This is a genomic window from Caulobacter sp. UNC358MFTsu5.1 (genome assembly GCF_000712075.1).
Classification (GTDB): domain Bacteria; phylum Pseudomonadota; class Alphaproteobacteria; order Caulobacterales; family Caulobacteraceae; genus Caulobacter.
In genome coordinates, this window is the sequence record NZ_JONW01000003.1 from 44142 (window position 1) to 62050 (window position 17909).

The 17909-nt window shown below is 69.1% G+C and carries 17 protein-coding genes; 10 read left to right on the forward strand and 7 right to left on the reverse strand.

Annotated features, from left to right (window positions below; genetic code table 11):
* Positions 1-306: 306 nt before the first annotated feature.
* The gene (locus BR39_RS0101810; RefSeq protein WP_029907324.1) at positions 307-663 is read left to right on the forward strand and encodes a response regulator; all 357 of its coding nucleotides are present in this window, start codon (positions 307-309) and stop codon (positions 661-663) included.
* Positions 664-714: 51 nt separating this feature from the next.
* Positions 715-1341, forward strand: coding sequence for a pyridoxamine 5'-phosphate oxidase family protein (locus BR39_RS0101815; RefSeq protein WP_029907325.1), 627 nt, complete (start codon positions 715-717; stop codon positions 1339-1341).
* Between the two features lie 207 nt (positions 1342-1548).
* Here BR39_RS0101815 and dksA read toward each other — a convergent pair whose 3' ends face one another.
* Together dksA and BR39_RS0101825 are read right to left on the reverse strand one after the other, a co-directional pair.
* Positions 1549-1977, reverse strand: a complete 429-nt coding sequence (gene dksA, locus BR39_RS25990) for an RNA polymerase-binding protein DksA (protein ID WP_012287706.1) — start codon at positions 1975-1977, stop codon at positions 1549-1551.
* A 175-nt stretch (positions 1978-2152) separates the two neighbouring features.
* The gene (locus BR39_RS0101825) at positions 2153-2581 is read right to left on the reverse strand and encodes a flagellar assembly protein FliX (RefSeq protein ID WP_029907327.1); all 429 of its coding nucleotides are present in this window, start codon (positions 2579-2581) and stop codon (positions 2153-2155) included.
* Between the two features lie 233 nt (positions 2582-2814).
* Between BR39_RS0101825 and BR39_RS0101830 the strand changes: the two genes are divergently transcribed.
* The 4 genes from BR39_RS0101830 to BR39_RS0101845 all read left to right on the forward strand — a co-directional run bounded on the left by BR39_RS0101830 (position 2815) and on the right by BR39_RS0101845 (position 5181).
* Positions 2815-3927 (forward strand): flagellar basal body P-ring protein FlgI, encoded by a 1113-nt coding sequence (locus tag BR39_RS0101830; protein WP_029907328.1) that lies wholly within the window; start codon positions 2815-2817, stop codon positions 3925-3927.
* On the forward strand, positions 3927-4250 hold the full coding sequence (locus BR39_RS0101835; RefSeq protein ID WP_029907329.1) for a rod-binding protein: 324 nt from the start codon (positions 3927-3929) through the stop codon (positions 4248-4250). Before BR39_RS0101830 ends, BR39_RS0101835 begins: the two co-directional genes overlap by 1 nt.
* A 3-nt stretch (positions 4251-4253) precedes the next feature.
* Positions 4254-4700, forward strand: a complete 447-nt coding sequence (locus tag BR39_RS0101840) for a hypothetical protein (RefSeq protein WP_029907330.1) — start codon at positions 4254-4256, stop codon at positions 4698-4700.
* A 61-nt stretch (positions 4701-4761) separates the two neighbouring features.
* Positions 4762-5181: a hypothetical protein gene (locus BR39_RS0101845; RefSeq protein ID WP_029907331.1), complete on the forward strand. Its 420-nt coding sequence runs from the start codon at positions 4762-4764 to the stop codon at positions 5179-5181.
* On the opposite strand, the gene BR39_RS0101850 is transcribed toward BR39_RS0101845, so the two are convergent.
* The 3 genes from BR39_RS0101850 to BR39_RS0101860 all read right to left on the reverse strand — a co-directional run bounded on the left by BR39_RS0101850 (position 5178) and on the right by BR39_RS0101860 (position 10134).
* On the reverse strand, positions 5178-6284 hold the full coding sequence (locus tag BR39_RS0101850; protein ID WP_029907332.1) for a PepSY domain-containing protein: 1107 nt from the start codon (positions 6282-6284) through the stop codon (positions 5178-5180). The genes BR39_RS0101845 and BR39_RS0101850 overlap by 4 nt on opposite strands.
* Positions 6284-8461, reverse strand: a complete 2178-nt coding sequence (locus tag BR39_RS0101855) for a TonB-dependent receptor (RefSeq protein WP_029907333.1) — start codon at positions 8459-8461, stop codon at positions 6284-6286. The genes BR39_RS0101850 and BR39_RS0101855 overlap by 1 nt, the downstream gene beginning before the upstream one ends.
* A gap of 83 nt (positions 8462-8544) precedes the next feature.
* Entirely contained in the window at positions 8545-10134 is a 1590-nt protein-coding gene (locus BR39_RS0101860) for an ABC-F family ATP-binding cassette domain-containing protein (RefSeq protein ID WP_029907334.1), read from the reverse strand.
* Positions 10135-10342: 208 nt separating this feature from the next.
* On the opposite strand from BR39_RS0101860, the gene BR39_RS0101865 reads away from it, so the two are divergent.
* On the forward strand, positions 10343-10813 hold the full coding sequence (locus tag BR39_RS0101865; RefSeq protein ID WP_029907335.1) for a DUF1203 domain-containing protein: 471 nt from the start codon (positions 10343-10345) through the stop codon (positions 10811-10813).
* A gap of 97 nt (positions 10814-10910) precedes the next feature.
* The gene (locus BR39_RS0101870) at positions 10911-12716 is read left to right on the forward strand and encodes an ATP-binding protein (protein ID WP_029907336.1); all 1806 of its coding nucleotides are present in this window, start codon (positions 10911-10913) and stop codon (positions 12714-12716) included.
* Positions 12717-12901: 185 nt separating this feature from the next.
* Here BR39_RS0101870 and BR39_RS0101875 read toward each other — a convergent pair whose 3' ends face one another.
* On the reverse strand, positions 12902-13096 hold the full coding sequence (locus BR39_RS0101875; protein ID WP_029907337.1) for a hypothetical protein: 195 nt from the start codon (positions 13094-13096) through the stop codon (positions 12902-12904).
* 164 nt (positions 13097-13260) lie between these two features.
* Between BR39_RS0101875 and BR39_RS0101880 the strand changes: the two genes are divergently transcribed.
* The gene (locus BR39_RS0101880; protein WP_029907338.1) at positions 13261-13986 is read left to right on the forward strand and encodes a thioredoxin family protein; all 726 of its coding nucleotides are present in this window, start codon (positions 13261-13263) and stop codon (positions 13984-13986) included.
* 177 nt (positions 13987-14163) lie between these two features.
* On the forward strand, positions 14164-17073 hold the full coding sequence (uvrA, locus tag BR39_RS0101885) for an excinuclease ABC subunit UvrA (RefSeq protein WP_029907339.1): 2910 nt from the start codon (positions 14164-14166) through the stop codon (positions 17071-17073).
* Here uvrA and BR39_RS0101890 read toward each other — a convergent pair whose 3' ends face one another.
* On the reverse strand, positions 17074-17904 hold the full coding sequence (locus BR39_RS0101890; protein WP_029907340.1) for a hypothetical protein: 831 nt from the start codon (positions 17902-17904) through the stop codon (positions 17074-17076).
* Between the last annotated feature and the right edge of the window lie 5 nt (positions 17905-17909).

Sequence of the window (17909 nt, forward strand, 5' to 3'; positions counted from 1 at the left end):
TGCGGACTTTCGTTTTCGCCTGCATAGCGCAAATCCCCCAGCGGGAGGCAAGAGACCGACGCTCGTCGGACTTTGTTTTATAAACTAAGGTGAATCCCCGACTTTGCTGGCCAGGAACAAGACCCTGCGCTCCAGTTTGTGATCACACACAACACCTGGAAGAACTTGCGCGCTGAGAACAAGACGCAACAGCAGACCTGCGACGTTTTAGTCAAGCTGAGCCGTAAAAACCGTTAGCGCAGAAGAGAATCATAGGCTTCTACTACGGCAAGGGACGAATTTGAAAAGCGGTGGCGTGCAGTGCACATGTCCCACAGACATGCTTTGATCATCGAGGATGAAATCCTCATCGCGATGGAAGTCGAGACTTTGCTCGCCGAGCAAGGGTTCGACACCTTCGACATCGCGGAAAGCCCCCAGGAAGCGCTGGATTGCGCGCTCAGGCGTCCGCCGGACTTGATCACCGCCGACTATCGCATCGTCGGAGGCACCGGCGTCGAGGCGGTCACCGCCATCCTCGCCCGGCTGGGGCCCATTCCCGTGGTCTATGTCACCGGCAACGCCGACCAGCTGGGCGCCCGCACCCGCGCCGTGGTCGACAAGCCGATCTCGCCCCATCGCCTGGCCGAGGCCTGCGCCATGGTCCAGTCCGCCAACGCCTAGGCGACGCATCACGACACCCGCTATGCTGGCGGCCCTGCAGGGGAGCCGCGCATGCCCGCCATCGATCACGTCGTCGACAGTCTCGAGGCGCTCGAGGCCCTCTACACGCCGGCTCCGGTCCCGGCCTCGACCGTCAAGGTCGCCGACCACATCACCCCGCACTATCGCGCCCTGATCGAGGCCTCGCCGTTCCTGGCCCTGGCCACGGTCGGCCCCGAGGGCCTGGACTGCAGCCCGCGCGGCGACCAGCCCGGGTTCGTCCGCATCCACGACGCGCGGACGCTGATCCTGCCCGACCGCCGGGGCAACAACCGCATCGACAGCCTGCGCAACGTGGTCCGTGACCCGCGCGTGGCGCTGATGTTCCTGATCCCGGGCTCGGGCACCACCTTCCGAGTCAACGGCCGGGCGGTGGTCAGCGCCGATCCCGGGCTGCTGGCCAGCTTCGCCGTCGACGGCAAGGCGCCGCGCACCTGCCTGGTGGTCACCGTGGTCGAGGCCTACTTCCAGTGCGCCCGCGCCATCGTCCGCTCGAACCTGTGGAAGCCGGAAGCTCAGGTGGATCCCCGATCCCTGCCCACGCCCGGCGCGATGCTGGCGGCGATGAGCGGCGAGACGGTCGGCGGGGCGGAATACGACAAGGCCTGGCCGGAGAGGGCGGCGGCGAGCTTGTGGTGAACCGCCCCTCCGCCTGTGGGGGAGGCGATCGCTCAGCGATCGGTGGGGGGAGTTTCAGGATTGCCGGCCCGGGTGCGGTCGAGGTCGGATCACTCCCCCCTCCGTCGGCTTCGCCGACACCTCCCCCACGGGAGGACCAACGAAAAACGGCCCCGCCGCGAGGCGAGGCCGTTTGAAACACATTCAGTCGAGATGTCCCGAAGGATCTCAATCGTCGCGGTGAACCCGTTCCCGACGTTCATGGCGTTCCTGGGCTTCCAGGCTGAGCGTCGCGGTGGGCCGCGCGTCCAGTCGAGCCAAACCGATCGGTTCGCCGGTCTCTTCGCAGTAGCCGTAGGAGCCATCCTCGACTCGGCGCAACGCCTGGTCGATTTTCGAGATGAGTTTTCTCTGGCGATCCCGGGTGCGAAGTTCCAGCGCCCGATCAGTTTCCGACGACGCGCGATCGGCGAGGTCGGCATGGTTTTCAGTTTCGGCTTGCAGGTGGGAAACCGTTTCGCGAGATTCGCGGAGGATTTCTTCTTTCCAAGCCAGGAGCTTCTGCTTGAAATACTCAAGCTGACGCTCGTTCATGAAAGGCTCGTCATCCGAAGGACGATACGAGTCTGGTACCTTAAGAACAGTGGCCGTTTGCATTAACGCCTCACGCCCCGATGAACTTCGCCTAGGTCAGGCCGGGTGCTTATACCAAAACGATAGCCCGGTTCAATGAACGTCGCGTGAGCGGCGTGTTCACGACCGTGCACGGATGCCCCGTTCCTGGGGATATTCGATGAACCGCGTTCTTTAAGATACGGTTTCATCAGCGATCTCAGCCCAGCCGGGCCTGTTCCAGCTTGGCCGCCTCGACCGCCGCGCGGGTCTCGATCTCGTTGAGGATCGCTTCCAGCTTGGGGTCGTCGGTGGCTTCGCGATGCTCGCGCACGGCGCTCTTGAGTCGCGACAGCGTGCCGGTCGAGATCTCGCCGTCCAGGGTGGCCAGCTTCAGGGCGTCCAGCAGGTCCAGAAGGCCGCCGGCCCGCTTGACCGCCCGGCGCTTGCGCTCCATCGGGTCCATGTCGGCCTGCAGGGCCAGGAGGGCGTCGAGCGAGCCGATCCCGGCCACGCCGCCCGCCTGGGCGACCCCGGAAGCGGCGCTGGCGCCGCCCACTGTCGGTAGGGAAAACCCCGATCCGCCGCCCGTCGGTTTGGCCCGCGACGCGCCAACCGCGCCCGCGCTCCCCGTGCTGGAAACCTTCATGACGAAACGCTGCTCCGACGAACGTTTGGAGGAGTCACCCCCGCCCCGTTAACCACATCTTGCTGAGCGCCGCTTGCGGTATGGTTAATGCCGGGCAGAATCTGCCGAACCAGAATGTCGCAGGCGGAATTTGCACGCCTTTCGACTGATTTCATTGAACTTTTTCACCCAATTGAATTGGCCCGGTTCTGGCATGGGACGGCGTGGGGATGCCGCCCCGCCGTAGGAAAGCCATGTCTCGTTCATTCTTTGCTTCCGTTCTGGGCCTTGCTCTCGCCGCCGTGGCGCTCGTCGCGTCACCGGCCGACGCCAAGTCGCGCATCAAGGACATCGTCGCCTTCGAAGGCGTGCGCGACAACCAACTGGTCGGCTACGGCATCGTCGTGGGCCTGAACGGTTCGGGCGACAGCCTGCGCAACGCGCCGATGACCAAGCAGAGCCTGGAAGCGATGCTGGAGCGCCAGGGCGTCAACGTCCGCGACGGCAACCTCAACACCAAGAACACCGCCGCCGTCATGGTCACGGCCAACCTGCCGCCGTTCTCGGCGGCCGGCGCGCGCATGGACGTCACGGTCTCGACCCTGGGCGACGCCAAGAGCCTGCTGGGCGGCACCCTGCTGGTCACCTCGCTGCAAGGCGCCGACGGCCAGACCTATGCGGTGGCCCAGGGCACGGTGCAGACCGGCTCGGTCTCGGCCGGCGGCGCCTCGGGCAGCTCGGTCACCAAGGGCGTGCCGACCGCGGGCCGCATCGCCGCCGGCGGCATCATCGAGAAGGAGACCGGCTTCCAGATGGTGAACATGGACGTGCTGCGCATGACCCTGCGCAACCCGGACTTCACCACCTCGCGCCGCATCGCCGACGCCATCAACCAGCGCTTCCCCGGCTGCGCCCAGGCCCAGAACCCCACCATCGTCGCCGTGCGCGCGCCGGCCGGCATGGACATGATCAGCTTCGTCACCAACATCGAGAACCTGGAGGTCGAGCCCGACTCCCCGGCCAAGGTGATCATCGACGAAGTGGCCGGCGTCATCGTCATGGGCGACGACGTCCGCATCAGCCAGGTGGCGATCGCCCAGGGCAACCTGACCATCTCGGTCCAGGAGAACCCCGCCGTCAGCCAGCCGGCCCCGTTCAGCCAGGGCCAGACCAAGGTCGTCCCGCAGTCGACCGTCAGCGTCAACGAGGAGACCGGCCGCAAGCTGCTGACCCTGGGCGGCGGCGCCTCGCTCAAGAGCCTGGTCGGCGGCCTCAACGCCCTGGGCGTCACGCCGCGCGACATGATCTCGATCCTGCAGGCCATCAAAGCCTCGGGCGCCCTGCAAGCCGACATCGAGGTGATGTGATGAGCCTTCTCGCCGCCGCCATCGCCGCCCCGACCGTGATCGACACGGTCGGCAAGACCGCCGCCTCGACCGCCGAGCTGCTCAAGCGCGGCAAGATCCGCGAGACGGCCCAGAAGTTCGAGGCCTCGTTCCTGTCGGTGATGATGCAGTCGATGACCGCCGGCATGAAGACGCCGGAGATCGGCGGCGGCGGGGCCGGCGAGGACATGTTCAAGTCCCTTCTGGCCGAGGAGATGGCCAAGCAGGTCTCCAAGGCCGGCGGCATCGGCGTGGCCGCGTCGGTGCAGAAGGAAATGCTGAAGATGCAAGGTCTGAAGGAGTAGCCCATGGCCCTCAACGCCACCGATTGCGACGATCGCGTCGAACAGCTGATCATCCTGACCGAGCGCCTGACCGATCTGATCGCCAGGCAGTCCGCCGCCTTCGAGGCCCGCCGCCCGCACGAGGCGGCGCGTTACGTCGACGAGGTGGCCAAGCTGGCCAATCTCTACCGCCACGAGTCGACCAAGGTGCGCGGCAACGTCGCCCTGGTGCAGGGCGCCTCGCCGCAGCGCCGCCAGCGCCTGGTGCGCGCCACCGAGGCCTTCGACGCCGTGCTCGCCCGCCAGGGCCGCGCCGTCACCGCCGCCAAGACCGTCACCGAGGGCCTGGTCCGCGCCATCGCCGAGGAGATCGCCGTCCAGCGCCCCACCGGCGCCGGCTACGGCCCCGGCGCCCAGGCCACCGCCTACAAGCAGAACGGCACCGCGATCACGCTGAACCAGCGGGCGTAGGGCTGGCGGGTCAGCATCACTTCGCCTAGCTTCGCCGCTGAACAGGGGCGAGCGACGATCGATGGTGCAGCTTAGCGTGCTCTTGGCGGCGACCGCATTGGCGGCCTCTCCTGCGCCTGACCAGGATCAGATCCGCGCCGCCATCTTCGATGACGTCCAACTCAACGCCCTGGTCGGCAACGGCAATACGCTTGTTTCCGGCGGCTGGGTCATGGGCTACCAGCACGAAGCCACCGCGCCCCAGATCCAAATCCGTGATCTCGACTGCACTGATGGCGCGACGGACGCACGCTGTGATTTTGTCCTGGCGCGTCTGTCGAAGCCGACCATCGACATCTGGACCGGAAAACCGGTTCCCTTGCTCGTCAAATGCAAGGCGCGTCTCGTCAAGGAGGCCGAAGGCGCCTGGTCCGTGGCCCATACCCCGTCACCGGCGTCCGGAGGCCATTCCAGGACGACAATGACCTGCCGTAAGGCCTAGGCCGTCGCCTCGGCCGCCTTCGCCGTCACCACCTTCTTCCGCCGCTTCGGGTTCCCCACCGGGTTGCCCCAGAACGTGACCACCGCCAGCGTGCCCAGCAGGGTCAGGGTCAGGCCCGACACCGTCATCACCAGGCGATACGGCAGGCCGCCGACCTTGGCCGCGTGCAGCGGGTAGTCGAGATTGGCGATGCGCGAGCCCAGCGGCAGGGTCTGGGCGTCGCGCGTGGCGACCATCTTGCCGGTGGCCGGGTCGAACCAGGCCATGGTGCGGCCGTTCGGCAGCCATTCGGCCTGCTGGCGCAGGCGGATCGCGATCAACCCGCCCGGCTTGGCCGGCAGGCCGATGGTGCGGACCTCGGCGCCGGGATAGCGGGCCTGGGCCGCCCCGATCACCGCCGTCCAGTCCAGGTCCTTGGCCAGCTTGCCGCCCTTGATCTTCGGCGGGGCCGAGGCGGCCTTCATCGTCGCCGCCGACGAGAACGGCGCCCGCAGCGTGTCGGAGAACCACTTCAGGTTCATCGCCGCCCCCGTGGTCAGGGACAGGATCAGCAGCGGCGCCACCAGCACGCCCAGGTCGCGGTGGTGATGGACGATGGCCGCCCGCTTCATCATCCGGGGCCACGGCCGGACGTGGAACATCCGCCGGGTCGGCCACCACAGCCAAAGGCCGGTGCCCACGAAGCCCAGCCCGGCCAGGCCCGCGATCCCGCCGACGATCTCGCCGGTGTCGCCGTTGAACAGGTGGTGGTGGAAGTCGAACAGCCAGACCTCCGGCCGCGTCCAGTTCGACGTCCAGCTCTGGACGATCGCGCCGTCCTGGTCGGCGTAGGCGGCGTGCTCGCCCTTGTAGCTCAGCTTGTGCAGGCCCAGGCGCGGCGTCGCCAGCACGATGGAGCGCGGGCGGTCCTTGGCGGCGAAAATCCGCGTCGCCGCCGCGCCCAGGGCGGCCGCGTCCTGGCGCTGGGCGTCGGCGGCGTGCGGCACGGTGGCGCGCAGGAAGGCGTCCTCGTGCAGCAGTAGCGACCCCGTCAGCCCCATCAGGGCCAGCAGCAGGCCGATCAGCCCGCCGGTCCAGCGGTGGATCTGTCGGACGACCTTCATCAGAAGCGGGCTTCCCAGCCCAGGGTGGCCGTCCGGCCGCGCCCGGCGAAATAGCGGTCGACCGCCGGCGCCGTGGTGTCGGAGTTGTACGAGATGTACTGCTCGTCGAACAGGTTCTGGATCCCCAGCGACAGCGCGCCGACCGGCAGTTCATAGCGCACGAAGGCGTCGGCCAGGGTGTAGCCGGTGAAGTCGTCCTTCACGAGGGCGTTCTGCATGTCGCGCTTGATGTAGTTCTGGATCTGGAAGCGCAGGCCCCACTTGTCGCCCTGGTAATCGGCGGCCAGGTTCAGGCGGTCGGGCGAGATGTTGGCGCCGTCCAGGTCCTTGTCGACCTTGCCGTCGGCGTTGGTGTCGGTCCGGCCCTTCAGGTGGGCGTAGCCCGCCGAGACGACCAGCCCCTGGATCGGCGTGCGGGCCTTCAGATTGGCCTCCAGCCCCTCGATCTCGACCCGCTGGCGCTGGACGTCGAAGATGCCGCCGCTGTTCTTGATCAGCAGCTGGCCCAGCTTCGAGCTGGACCAGAAGTAGCTGACGCTGGCGTCGAACGGTCCGCGCTTCAGCTCGGTCCCGATCTCGCGGTTGTTCGACACGATCGGCTCGATGTTCAGATAGGTGTCGACGTCGACGCCGTCGACATTGATGCCGCGCAGGATCCGGCCGACGTCGGGCACGGTGTAGCCCTCGGCGTAGCTGGCGTAGACGCGCAGGCCCGTCACCGGCTCGACCACGATCCCGCCGTTGGCCAGCGTCGCCTTGAAGTCGGGATTGCCGCCGGCCACCTTGCGCGAGCCGTAGAAGGCCAGGGTGGTGAAGTCGTCGACCTTCAGCTCGACGTTCTCGAAGCGCACGCCGCCGGCCAGGTGCACCTTGTCGCCCAGCAGCGAGAGGTTGCCCTGCACGAACGGCGCGACGCTCTGGAACTTGGTCGGCGGCACCCAGGCGCGGCCGGTCTCGATCAGCACCTGCTCGGTGCGGTCGTTGATGGTGTCCAGGCCCACGGTGCCGGTCAGGCCCTTGATCCCCGGAACGGCCCGCTCGTAGCTGACCCGGGCGCCCAGCTTGCGCGAGCGGTTCGAGGACTGGTCGAACAGGGTGTTCAGCGGCGCGATGCGGACATCCTGGAACGTGGCGTTGATGTCGCCACCGAAGGTGTCGCGCGAGCGGTTGAAGAACAGCTGGGCGATCAGGTTGCCGCCCGCCAGGTCGCTGTTGACCAGCGAGGCCGACACCGTCTCGACGCGGTTAGCCGCCGGCTCGCCGGGCTGGACGCCGCGAAAGCTGGTGGTCGGCACATGGAACGTGCGGTCGCCGTTGGTGGCGGGCTTGGGATTGGTCGCCGAGATGGTGGTGGTGACGTAGTCGCCGTCGCCCTTCAGCTCGAAGCGGTTGGCCACCACGTCCAGGCGGGTGTTCTCGCCCAGCTGCCAGCCCAGGCGGGCGAAGAACGACAGGGCCTTGGAGTCCTGGACCTCGCCTTGGGTGCCGTCCATCCCCAAGCGGCGGCCGTCGCCGTCGTAGAAGGCGCCGCGCGCGTCGTAGGCAGCGCCGACGGTGGCGTCGAACGCCCCGCCGCGCCAGGCCACCAGGCCGGCCACCTTGCCGCCGACGCTGTCGCCCAGGTCGTCGCCGGCGCTGACCTGGGTCAGGACCTTGCCGGTGACGCCGTCGGCCTTGGGCGGGCCGACAGTCACCTGGTTGACCACGCCGCCGGTGGCGCCGATGCCCTGCAGGGCGTTGGAGCCGTAGATCACCTCCACCCGATCGATGAAGAACGGATCGATCGTGTAGCCGTCGCGCGAGCCGTCGCGGATCGGGGTCGACTGCGGGATGCCGTTGATGGCGTACAGCGGCGAGCGGCCGCGCAGGGTCTCGCCCGCGCCCGACAGCTTCTGGCGCGTGGGCGAGAACGACGGCGACAGGTTCGAGACCGCGTCGACCACCGAGCCGCTGATGGCGACCTGCTGGGTCAGGGCCTCGGAATCGATCACGTCCACCGTCAGCGGCAGGGCGCTGGCCGGCAGGATGGTGCGGGCGGCGGTGACCACCAGCTGGTCCACGTCGGTGGGCTCGGCCTTGTCCTCGGCGTGGGCGGCGGTCGCGATCGCCAGGGCCGTCAGGCTGAGGCCGGTCAGGATCGAGGCGCGCCGCGCACGGCTGATGGAGATGGTCCGCATGATGATCGACGCCCCGGCAGTTCGAATGATGGCGCCGTATAGCTGCTGTTGAGAGTGATTAGCAACAAACCGTAACGTGTAGGTCACCGCGGCCTAAGGTCGATCCGCCGCTCCACGCCCACCGCCTCGAGGAAATCCTCGTCGTGGCTGGCGATCAGCAGCGCCCCGTCGTAGCCGGCCAGGGCGCTCTCCACCGCCTGGACCGAGTCGAGGTCCAGGTGGTTGGTCGGCTCGTCCAGGATCAGCAGCTTGGGCGGATCGGCCGACATCAGCACGCAGGCCAGGGCCGCGCGCAGGCGCTCGCCGCCGCTGAGCGTGGCGACGACCTGGTGGGCGGCGACGTTGCGGAACAAGAAGCGCGCCAGGGCGGCGTGGGCCTCGTTGGCGCCGGCGGCCGGGTTCAGGCGGCGGAAGTTCTCCAGGATGGTCTGGGTCTCGTCCAGCACGGCGGCGCGCTGGTCCAGGAGGGCCGCCGGAACGCCGCGCGTCACGGTCCCCGTCGTGGGCTCCAACCCGCCCGTCGCCACCTTGATCAGGGTGGACTTCCCCGCTCCGTTGCCCCCGACGAGGGCCACGCGTTCGGGACCGGCCAGGCGGAAGCTCAAGTCAGACAAGACCGGCTGTCCGTCGGGATAGGCGAACCCCACCCCGTCGAAGTCCAGCACCGTCCGTCCGGCGGGCAGGCCGCAGGACGGGAGGTCGAAGGCCAGGCGGCGCAGGCGCTCGACCTTCGCGTCGGCGGCCTCGCGGGCTTGGGCGGCCTCCTGGGCGGCGCGGTCGGCCAGCCGTCCTTCGCGTGCGCCGCTGTTCTCGGCCCGCTCGGCCTGGGCGCCCAGCAGGATCTTCGGCTCGCTGCCCTTGGCGGCGAACTTGCGCCCGGCGGCGTCGCGGCGCGCCTTGCGCTCGCGGGCGACCTGGGCCTCGCGCGCGGCTTGGCGGACCTGGCGCTCGGCCGCCTCCAGGTCGTGCTCGGCGGCGGCCGCGGCCTTCTCCTTGCGCTCGGCGTAGAGGTCGTAGCCGCCGCCGTAGTTTGCCGCGCCCAGGCTGGTCAGCTCGACAATGCGGTCCATGCCGCGCAGCAGGGCCCGGTCGTGGCTGACCACCACCGCCCCGCCCTTCCAGCGCCGCAGGACGTCGGCCAGCAGCAGGCGGGCCCCGGCGTCGAGATTGTTGGTCGGCTCGTCCAGCAGGATGACGTCGGGCGCGGCCAGCAGCAGACCGGCCAGGGCCAGGCGGGTCATCTGGCCGCCGCTGAGCTGGGCCGCCGGACGCGAGGCGTCCCAGCGCGACAGCCCGACCTCGGCCAGGACGGCGGCGACGCGGCCCGGCAGGCTCCAGTCGGCCTCGACCAGGTCCTCCTCGCTGCCCTCCTCCGCCTCGATCCGGCACAGCCGGTCCCAGGCCGGGCCGACGCCCAACAGGTCGGCGACGCGCGCCCCCGACGGCGGGGCGTGCAGTTGCGGCAGCACGCCGACCACGCCGGCGCGGCTGATCGTTCCCGAGGTCGGGGCGCGGCTCCCGGCGATCAGCGACAGCAGCGTGGACTTGCCCACGCCGTTGCGGCCCACGAGGCCGATGCGCTCGGCCCCGATCGCCAGGGTCAGATTGTCGAAGAGGACGCGGCCGTCAGGCGTGTCGGCGCGAACGGAATCCAGGGTGATGAAGGCGGGCATGGGAAACCACGGTCAGGTCAGTGGGAAGGGCGAAACGGTCGTCCATCGCAATGTCCATGGTGGCCTCCATCGGTGAGCCCGGGATTTCGAGCACGGACGATCTAAGCGATCAACCGGCGTTCGGCAAGTTTCGACTCGACCGCAAGGATCGGGTGTCGGCCCGGATCGGCCGCCGTCAGGATCGGGCTCTCACTCACAGGAGCCCGTCATGTCGTTCACCGTTTCCAGCCTGCCCATCGAGCCGTTCGCGCCGCTGTTCGCCCTCGACGACGACGCCCTGGCCGAGCGCGGCATGCTGCGCGTCGTCGCCGACGCGCCGTTCGCCTTTCCCTGCCGCGTCACCCTGGACGACGCCGCGCCGGGCGAGACCCTGATCCTGCTGAACCACGAGCACCAGGCCGCCGACACGCCGTTCCGCTCGCGCTACGCCATCTATGTCCGCGAGGCGGCCCAGGCTCCCGCCACGACCAAGGACGCGCTGCCCCCGGCCCTGCGCCGCCGCCTGCTGTCCCTGCGCGGTTTTGACGCGGCCGGCATGCTGCTCGACGCCGACGTGGTCGAGGGCGCGACGGCCGCCCCGGTGATCGAGCGGATGCTGGAAAACCCCGCCGTGGCCTACCTGCACGCCCACTACGCCAAGCCCGGCTGCTACGCCGCCCGCATCGATCGCGCCGCCTAGCTATTGTCCGACAACGGTAGCGCTCTCAATCGCAACTTAACCTTGATCTCCTACGGTGTGCTCAAGCCAGGGGGCTGAAGAGGGCGCGCGGGGGCTCATGAAGTGGACTTTCGGCAAACCTGAACCCATACCGTCGAACGAGATCGTCAGCTCGTACGTGCCCATCCTGCGCGGCTATCTGGCGGCGGCCGCGGCCTATTACTGCGTGATCAGCCTGTCGCATCCCTTCTACGAGAAGGGCGCGGCCCTGGTCCTGCTGGAAGGGCTGGCGGTGGCCGCCGCCGCGACCGGGCTCTGGTTCTGGCGCCGGCTGAAGACCCATTCGCCGGACATGCCGGCGATGGAAACCGCCGCCCTGGCGATGAACACGCTCTTCATGGCCAATGTCGCGGCCTATCAGAGCATCCATTTCGAGCCGGCCAAGCTGGTCTATTTCGTGCTGATGGCCCTGGTGTTCGCCACCTCGGCCCCCACCCGGCGCGTGGCCTTCGTCAGCGTGGGCGCGGCGATCGTCGGCCTGATCGTCATGGCCCGCAACGCCCCCGGCGACCTGGTCAGCCAGTACGGCTTCATCGGCGTGGCCGGCGCCTTCGCGGCGCTGGGCATGTCGACCCTGATGCGCGGGGCGGTGATGCGCGAGCTGCGCGCCCGCCTGGCGTCCGACGCCCTGAACCGCAAGCTGGAAGCCGAGCTCGACGAGAACCGCCGCCTGCGCACCGAGGCCCAGGACCTGATGGTGGTCGCCCAGACCGCCAGCCGCGTGAAGACCGAGTTCCTCGAGACCATGAGCCACGAGATCCGCACGCCGCTGAACGGCGTGCTGGGCATGGCCCAGGCCATGGACCGCGACACCCTCTCGGCCAAGCAGCGCGCCCGCCTGGCCACCATCCACCAGTCCGGCGCCACCCTGCTGGACGTGATCAACGCCGTGCTCGACATCTCGCGGATCGAGGCCGGCAAGATGGAGATCGTCCGGGCGCCGTTCGACCTGGACGCCCTGGCCGACACCCTGCGCCAGCTCTACGGCGGCCTGGCCCACGACAAGGGCCTGGATTTCGCCCTGGAGGTCGAGCCCGGGGCCGGCGGCTGGCGCGACGGCGACGCCGCCCGTCTGCGCCAGGTGCTCAGCAACCTGATCTCCAACGCCATCAAGTTCACCGACGCCGGCCAGGTGACCGTGCGGATCGGCGGCGACGCCCAGACCCTGACCTGCGCCGTGACCGACACCGGCGTGGGCGTGCCCGAGGCGCGCCGCGCCCAGATCTTCGAGAAATTCGTCCAGGTCGACGGCTCCAGCACGCGCCGCACGGGCGGCAGCGGCCTGGGCCTGGCCATCTGCCGCGAGCTGATGACGCTGATGGGCGGCCAGGTCGGCTTCGAGAGCCCGGCGGCCGGCGGCGCCTGCTTCACCTTCGAGGCCCCCTGCCCCGCCCTGACGCCGGTGGGCCAGCCGACGAAGGTCGAGCCGGTCGCCGACGAGCCGGCGATGGGCGGCGCGCTGAAGATGCTGGTCGTCGACGACAACGCCACCAACCGCACCGTCCTGCAGGCCATGCTGGGCCATCTGGGCGTCGCCTGCGGCGTGGCCCGCGACGGCCACGAGGCGGTGGCGATGTGGGAGTCCGGTCCCTGGGACGCCATCCTGATGGACATCCACATGCCGGGCATGGACGGGCTGGAGGCGGGCCGCGTGATCCGCACCCGCGAGGCGGCCGAGGGCCGGACCCGCACGCCGATCCTGGCCGTCACCGCCAGCGTGCTGAGCCACGAGACCGAGCGCTACATGGCCGCCGGCATGGACGGCTTCGTGGCCAAGCCGATCGCCGCCCAACGCCTGGTCGAGGCCCTGGACGTGGCCCTGAGCGCCCCGCCCGCAGGCGGCGCGGCGGCGGCGCTGGGGTAGAGGTCTATAGACCCCTTCACGTTCGTCATTCCCGCCCTTGTGGCGGGAACCCCTGGTTCAGCCGAACGGTGAAGTGCTTTGGCGCGCCAGCGCGCCACTCGCCTGCCCTTGCGGCGGACAGAGGGGCTCCCGCAACAAGGGCGGGAATGACGGGATCGCTTTGTGATTTCGGAAGAAAGCCGAGCTCAGAAGCTCAGCGCGCTCAGGTCGACGATGATCTTGAAGGCCCAGATGGCGCAGGCGACGCAGACGACCAGGGTGATGATGTCGTCGATCTCGGAACGCTGGCGCACGACCTTGGCGGCCTTGCCGCCCTTGCCCTTGGCCGGAGCCTCGGGGGCCGCCGGTTTCGCCTCTTCCTTCGCCGCCGCCTTGGCCAAGCTCGTCGTCCTCGAGGGCGCGCAGGATGCGCGATCCGTCCGCGCCATAGACACCAGGGGTGCTGAAGGTTGCGCTTCCAAAGGCGGTTTATTGTTCGTGAACGCTGTAACCTCCGCCGGTCCCGCCGCGAACTGATCCTCGACGACCAAGGAGGACGCGCGCCATGACACGAACCACGATGCGGAAGACGGCCTGGGCCAGCCTGGCGGCCGGGACGGTCCTGGCGGTCGCCGTCGGGACCTGGTCGATGGCCGGGACCGGCGGCACGGCCCAGCGGCCGGTGGTGCTGGAGCTGTTCCAGAGCCAGGGCTGCTCGTCCTGCCCGCCGGCCAACGCCAACCTCAACGCCCTGGCCGACCGGCCCGAGGTGCTGGCCCTGAGCTTCGGGGTCACCTACTGGGACCAGCTCGGTTGGAAAGATAGTTTCGCCAAGCCGGCCTTCACCGATCGGCAGAAGGCCTACGCCCGCGGCCTGGGCGCCCAGCTGGGCACGCCGCAGATGGTGGTCGAGGGCCGCGAGGACCTGATCGGCACGGACGCCCGCGACGTTGAACTGGCCCTGCGCCGCGCCCGCCCCGCCATGGACGCCACGGTGGCGCTGTCGCGCGGCCGGGTCGAGATCGGGGCCGGCCAAGCCCCCAAGGCCGGGGCCGACGTCTGGCTGGTGCGCTACGACCCGCGCGTCCGGCAGGTGGCCATCCAGCGCGGCGAGAACACCGGCAAGACCCTGCCCCACCGCGACGTGGTCCGCGAGCTGACCCGGCTGGGCGGCTGGAACGGCGCCCCGGTGGCGTTCGCGACCACGCCGCCGGCCGATCCGGCCCTGCGGACGGCGGTGCTGGTCCAGGCGAAGAACGGCGGCCCGATCCTGGCGGCGGCGCGGCTTTGACGCGCTCTTGGGCGGCTGCTGACACCTGATGTCAGCAGTCTGTCGCCACCTCCCGCCATGGCGACATTTGTTCGCACCTTGTTCTTGTGTTAATCGCCGGATCGCGCCCTACATATACCCGTCTCGCCGTGGCTCCGACCCCGGCTCTAAACAGCGTCCCTACGCGTTCCGGAAAACATGGCTGAACAACTGAACTTCATCCGCGTGCGCGGCGCGCGGGAGCACAATCTCAAGGACGTCAGCGTCGACATCCCGCGGGGCGAGCTCGTGGTGCTGACCGGCCTGTCGGGGTCGGGCAAGAGCTCGCTGGCGTTCGACACCATCTACGCCGAGGGCCAGCGCCGCTATGTGGAGAGCCTGTCGGCCTACGCCCGCCAGTTCCTGGAGCTGATGAGCAAGCCGGACGTGGACCTGATCGAGGGCCTGTCGCCGGCCATCTCGATCGAGCAGAAGACCACCTCGCGTAACCCGCGCTCGACGGTGGGCACGGTCACCGAGATCCACGACTACATGCGCCTGCTGTGGGCGCGGGTCGGGGTTCCCTACTCGCCGGCCACCGGCCTGCCGATCGAAAGCCAGACCATCAGCCAGATGGTCGACAAGATCACCGCCCTGCCCGAAGGCACGCGCCTCTATCTGCTCGCTCCCGTCGTCCGCGACCGCAAGGGCGAGTACAAGAAGGAGATCGCCGAGTGGCAGAAGGCCGGCTTCCAGCGGCTGAAGATCGACGGCGAGTTCTACCCGATCGAGGACGCCCCCGCCCTCGACAAGAAGTTCAAGCACGACATCGACGTAGTCGTGGACCGCATCGTCACCAAGCCGGGCATGGAGCAGCGCCTGGCCGACTCCATGGAGCAGGCCCTGCGCCTGGCCGACGGCCTGGCCGTGGCCGAATGGGCCAACGTCGAGGAAGGTGAGAAGGAGCCGCGTCGGCTGCTGTTCTCGGAACGCTTCGCCTGCCCGGTCAGCGGCTTCACGATCGCCGAGATCGAGCCGCGGCTGTTCTCGTTCAACAACCCGGCGGGCGCCTGCCCGGCCTGCGACGGCCTGGGCGCCAAGCTGGCCTTCGACGCCGACCTGGTGATCCCCGACAAGGACCGCAGCCTGCACAAGGGCGCCGTCGCCCCGTGGGCCAAGGGGCCCTCGCCGCTCTACACCCAGACCCTGCAGGCCCTGGCCCGCCACTACGGCTTCTCGATGGACGAGCCCTGGCACAAGCTGCCGGAAAGCGCCCGCCAGATCGTGCTGCAGGGCTCGAAGGGCGAGAAGATCAAGTTCATCTACGACGACAACGCCCGCAAATACGAGGTGGCCAAGCCGTTCGAGGGCGTGCTGCCGAACCTGGAGCGCCGCTGGCGCGAGACCGACAGCTCGTGGGTCCGCGAGGAGCTGGGCCGCTACCAGTCCGACACCCCCTGCGAGGTCTGCCACGGCAAGCGCCTGAAGCCCGAAGCCCTGGCCGTGAAGATCCACGGCCTGGACATCGCCGCCGTCTCGAACCTGGCGATCCGCCCGGCCCGCGACTGGTTCACGGCGCTGGAAGGCCACCTGACCGACAAGCAGATGGAGATCGCCCGGCGGATCCTGAAGGAGATCAACGACCGCCTGCGGTTCCTGGTCGACGTGGGCCTGGACTATCTGAACCTGTCGCGCGGCTCGGGCACCCTGTCGGGCGGCGAAAGCCAGCGCATCCGGCTGGCCAGCCAGATCGGCAGCGGCCTGACCGGCGTGCTCTACGTGCTGGACGAGCCGTCGATCGGCCTGCACCAGCGCGACAACACGCGCCTGCTGCAGTCGCTGCAGGGCCTGCGCGACCTGGGCAACTCGGTGCTGGTGGTCGAGCACGACGAGGAAGCCATCCTCACCGCCGACTATGTGATCGACATGGGTCCGGCGGCGGGCGTGCACGGCGGCGAGATCGTCGCCGAGGGCAAGCCGGCCGATATCATGGCCAATCCGAAGAGCATCACCGGCCAGTACCTGACCGGCGCGCGCGAGATCGAGGTGCCCGAACAGCGCCGCCCGATCAGCAAGAAGAAGATGCTCCGCGTCGTCGGCGCCAAGGGCAACAATCTGAAGGACGTGACGGGCGAGATCCCGGTCGGCACCTTCACCTGCATCACGGGCGTGTCGGGCGGCGGCAAGTCGACCTTCACGATCGAGACCCTGTACAAGGCCGCCGCGCGCCGCCTGAACAACGCCAGCGACGCCCCGGCCTCGCACGAGCGGATCGAGGGCCTGGAGAACTTCGACAAGGTCATCGACATCGACCAGTCGCCGATCGGCCGCACCCCGCGCTCGAACCCGGCCACCTATACCGGCGCCTTCGGCCCCATCCGCGACTGGTTCGCCCAGTTGCCGGAGAGCAAGGCGCGCGGCTACGGCCCCGGCCGCTTCAGCTTCAACGTCAAGGGCGGCCGCTGCGAGGCCTGCCAGGGCGACGGCCTGATCAAGATCGAGATGCACTTCCTGCCCGACGTCTACGTCACCTGCGACGTCTGCAAGGGCCAGCGCTATAACCGCGAGACCCTGGACATCCTGTTCAAGGGCAAGACCATCGCAGACGTGCTGGACATGACGGTCGAGGAAGCCGCCGACTTCTTCAAGGCGGTGCCGCCAATCCGCGACAAGATGGAGACGCTCAAGCGCGTAGGCCTCAGCTACATCAAGGTGGGCCAGCAGGCGACCACCCTCTCCGGGGGTGAAGCGCAGCGGGTGAAGCTGTCCAAGGAGCTCAGCAAGCGCGCCACCGGCCGCACGCTGTACATCCTCGACGAGCCGACCACCGGCCTGCACTTCGAGGACACCAAGAAACTGCTGGAGGTCCTCCACGAGCTGGTCGACCAGGGCAACACCGTGGTCGTCATCGAGCATAACCTCGACGTCGTGAAGACCGCCGACTGGCTGCTGGACTTCGGTCCGGAAGGCGGCGACGGCGGCGGTCAGATCGTCGCCGTGGGCTCGCCCCAGGACGTGGCCAAGGTCGAGGCCAGCTGGACCGGCCGATATTTGAAGGACGTCCTGGCCCGCCACGAGGAACGGCGGCTGGAGCGCGTGGCCGAGCTAAAGAAGAGCAAGCGGGCCTAGCTAGAAAACGTCGGCCCGGTCGGCTGGACCTTCCGTCAGGCGATGGAAGGCGTAGCCGATCGGGCCGACCTGCACCGCGAAGGCCAGGGCATGGACCAGGCCACCGAAAACCCTGGACGCCATCGCGACAGGTCGGAAGGCCGTGTTCAGCGCGGCGGCCAGGGACGACGCCCGGAGCACCGGCGGCTGGGCCAGGCCCAGCGCGTCGCGCGCCCACGATCCCGCCCATTCGACCGCCATGGACAACAGCAGCGCCGCGACGAAGAGCGTCGCCAGCCGGACATGAAGCTTCCGGCTCGGACCCAACGCGCGCGCCAGGCGCAGGCGTCCGTCGGCGAGGGTCGCCGGCGCCGCCAGGGCCAGGCGGGCGCCCGCCGCGGTCAGCATCACGGCGGCCAGGTGCAGGGCCAGGCTCGTGGCGAGCGGCCCCGGCTCCAGGACCCTTGCAAGCAGGAAGATCCCGATCGGCGCCGCGATCACGATCGACATCACGGTCACCGGCGCCACGAGGACTAGAAGGCGGAGTTCGCCGCCGCCAACGCGCGGCCAGGCTGCGCGGCGGTCGTCGGGCCGGATCGTCGCGCGAAGGACCGCCGCGCTCGCCACGGTCGTGGTCAGGACGTCCAGAACGAGGCCGCCGAAGCCCAACGGCACGGCGACGTCCGAAAGGCTCCGCCCCGCCGCGAAACCTTGCCAGGCCGCGACCTGGAAGCCGGCCAGGATGGTCCCGCCCACGATGAACACCAGCGCCCAGGACAGCGCCGCCAGCGGCCGTCGGGCGACCAGCCGGAAGCCGGACAGGACGCCGTCGGGCCAGGAAAGTGTCTTCACCCGCT

Bases quoted from the DNA above. Each gene is read 5' to 3' on its own strand.
- BR39_RS0101810 (WP_029907324.1), top strand. From the start codon at position 307: ATGTCCCACAGACATGCTTTGATCATCGAGGATGAAATCCTCATCGCG.
- BR39_RS0101815 (WP_029907325.1), top strand. From the start codon at position 715: ATGCCCGCCATCGATCACGTCGTCGACAGTCTCGAGGCGCTCGAGGCC.
- dksA (WP_012287706.1), bottom strand. From the start codon at position 1,977: ATGCAAACGGCCACTGTTCTTAAGGTACCAGACTCGTATCGTCCTTCG.
- BR39_RS0101825 (WP_029907327.1), bottom strand. From the start codon at position 2,581: ATGAAGGTTTCCAGCACGGGGAGCGCGGGCGCGGTTGGCGCGTCGCGG.
- BR39_RS0101830 (WP_029907328.1), top strand. From the start codon at position 2,815: ATGTCTCGTTCATTCTTTGCTTCCGTTCTGGGCCTTGCTCTCGCCGCC.
- BR39_RS0101835 (WP_029907329.1), top strand. From the start codon at position 3,927: ATGAGCCTTCTCGCCGCCGCCATCGCCGCCCCGACCGTGATCGACACG.
- BR39_RS0101840 (WP_029907330.1), top strand. From the start codon at position 4,254: ATGGCCCTCAACGCCACCGATTGCGACGATCGCGTCGAACAGCTGATC.
- BR39_RS0101845 (WP_029907331.1), top strand. From the start codon at position 4,762: ATGGTGCAGCTTAGCGTGCTCTTGGCGGCGACCGCATTGGCGGCCTCT.
- BR39_RS0101850 (WP_029907332.1), bottom strand. From the start codon at position 6,284: ATGAAGGTCGTCCGACAGATCCACCGCTGGACCGGCGGGCTGATCGGC.
- BR39_RS0101855 (WP_029907333.1), bottom strand. From the start codon at position 8,461: ATGCGGACCATCTCCATCAGCCGTGCGCGGCGCGCCTCGATCCTGACC.
- BR39_RS0101860 (WP_029907334.1), bottom strand. From the start codon at position 10,134: ATGCCCGCCTTCATCACCCTGGATTCCGTTCGCGCCGACACGCCTGAC.
- BR39_RS0101865 (WP_029907335.1), top strand. From the start codon at position 10,343: ATGTCGTTCACCGTTTCCAGCCTGCCCATCGAGCCGTTCGCGCCGCTG.
- BR39_RS0101870 (WP_029907336.1), top strand. From the start codon at position 10,911: ATGAAGTGGACTTTCGGCAAACCTGAACCCATACCGTCGAACGAGATC.
- BR39_RS0101880 (WP_029907338.1), top strand. From the start codon at position 13,261: ATGACACGAACCACGATGCGGAAGACGGCCTGGGCCAGCCTGGCGGCC.
- uvrA (WP_029907339.1), top strand. From the start codon at position 14,164: ATGGCTGAACAACTGAACTTCATCCGCGTGCGCGGCGCGCGGGAGCAC.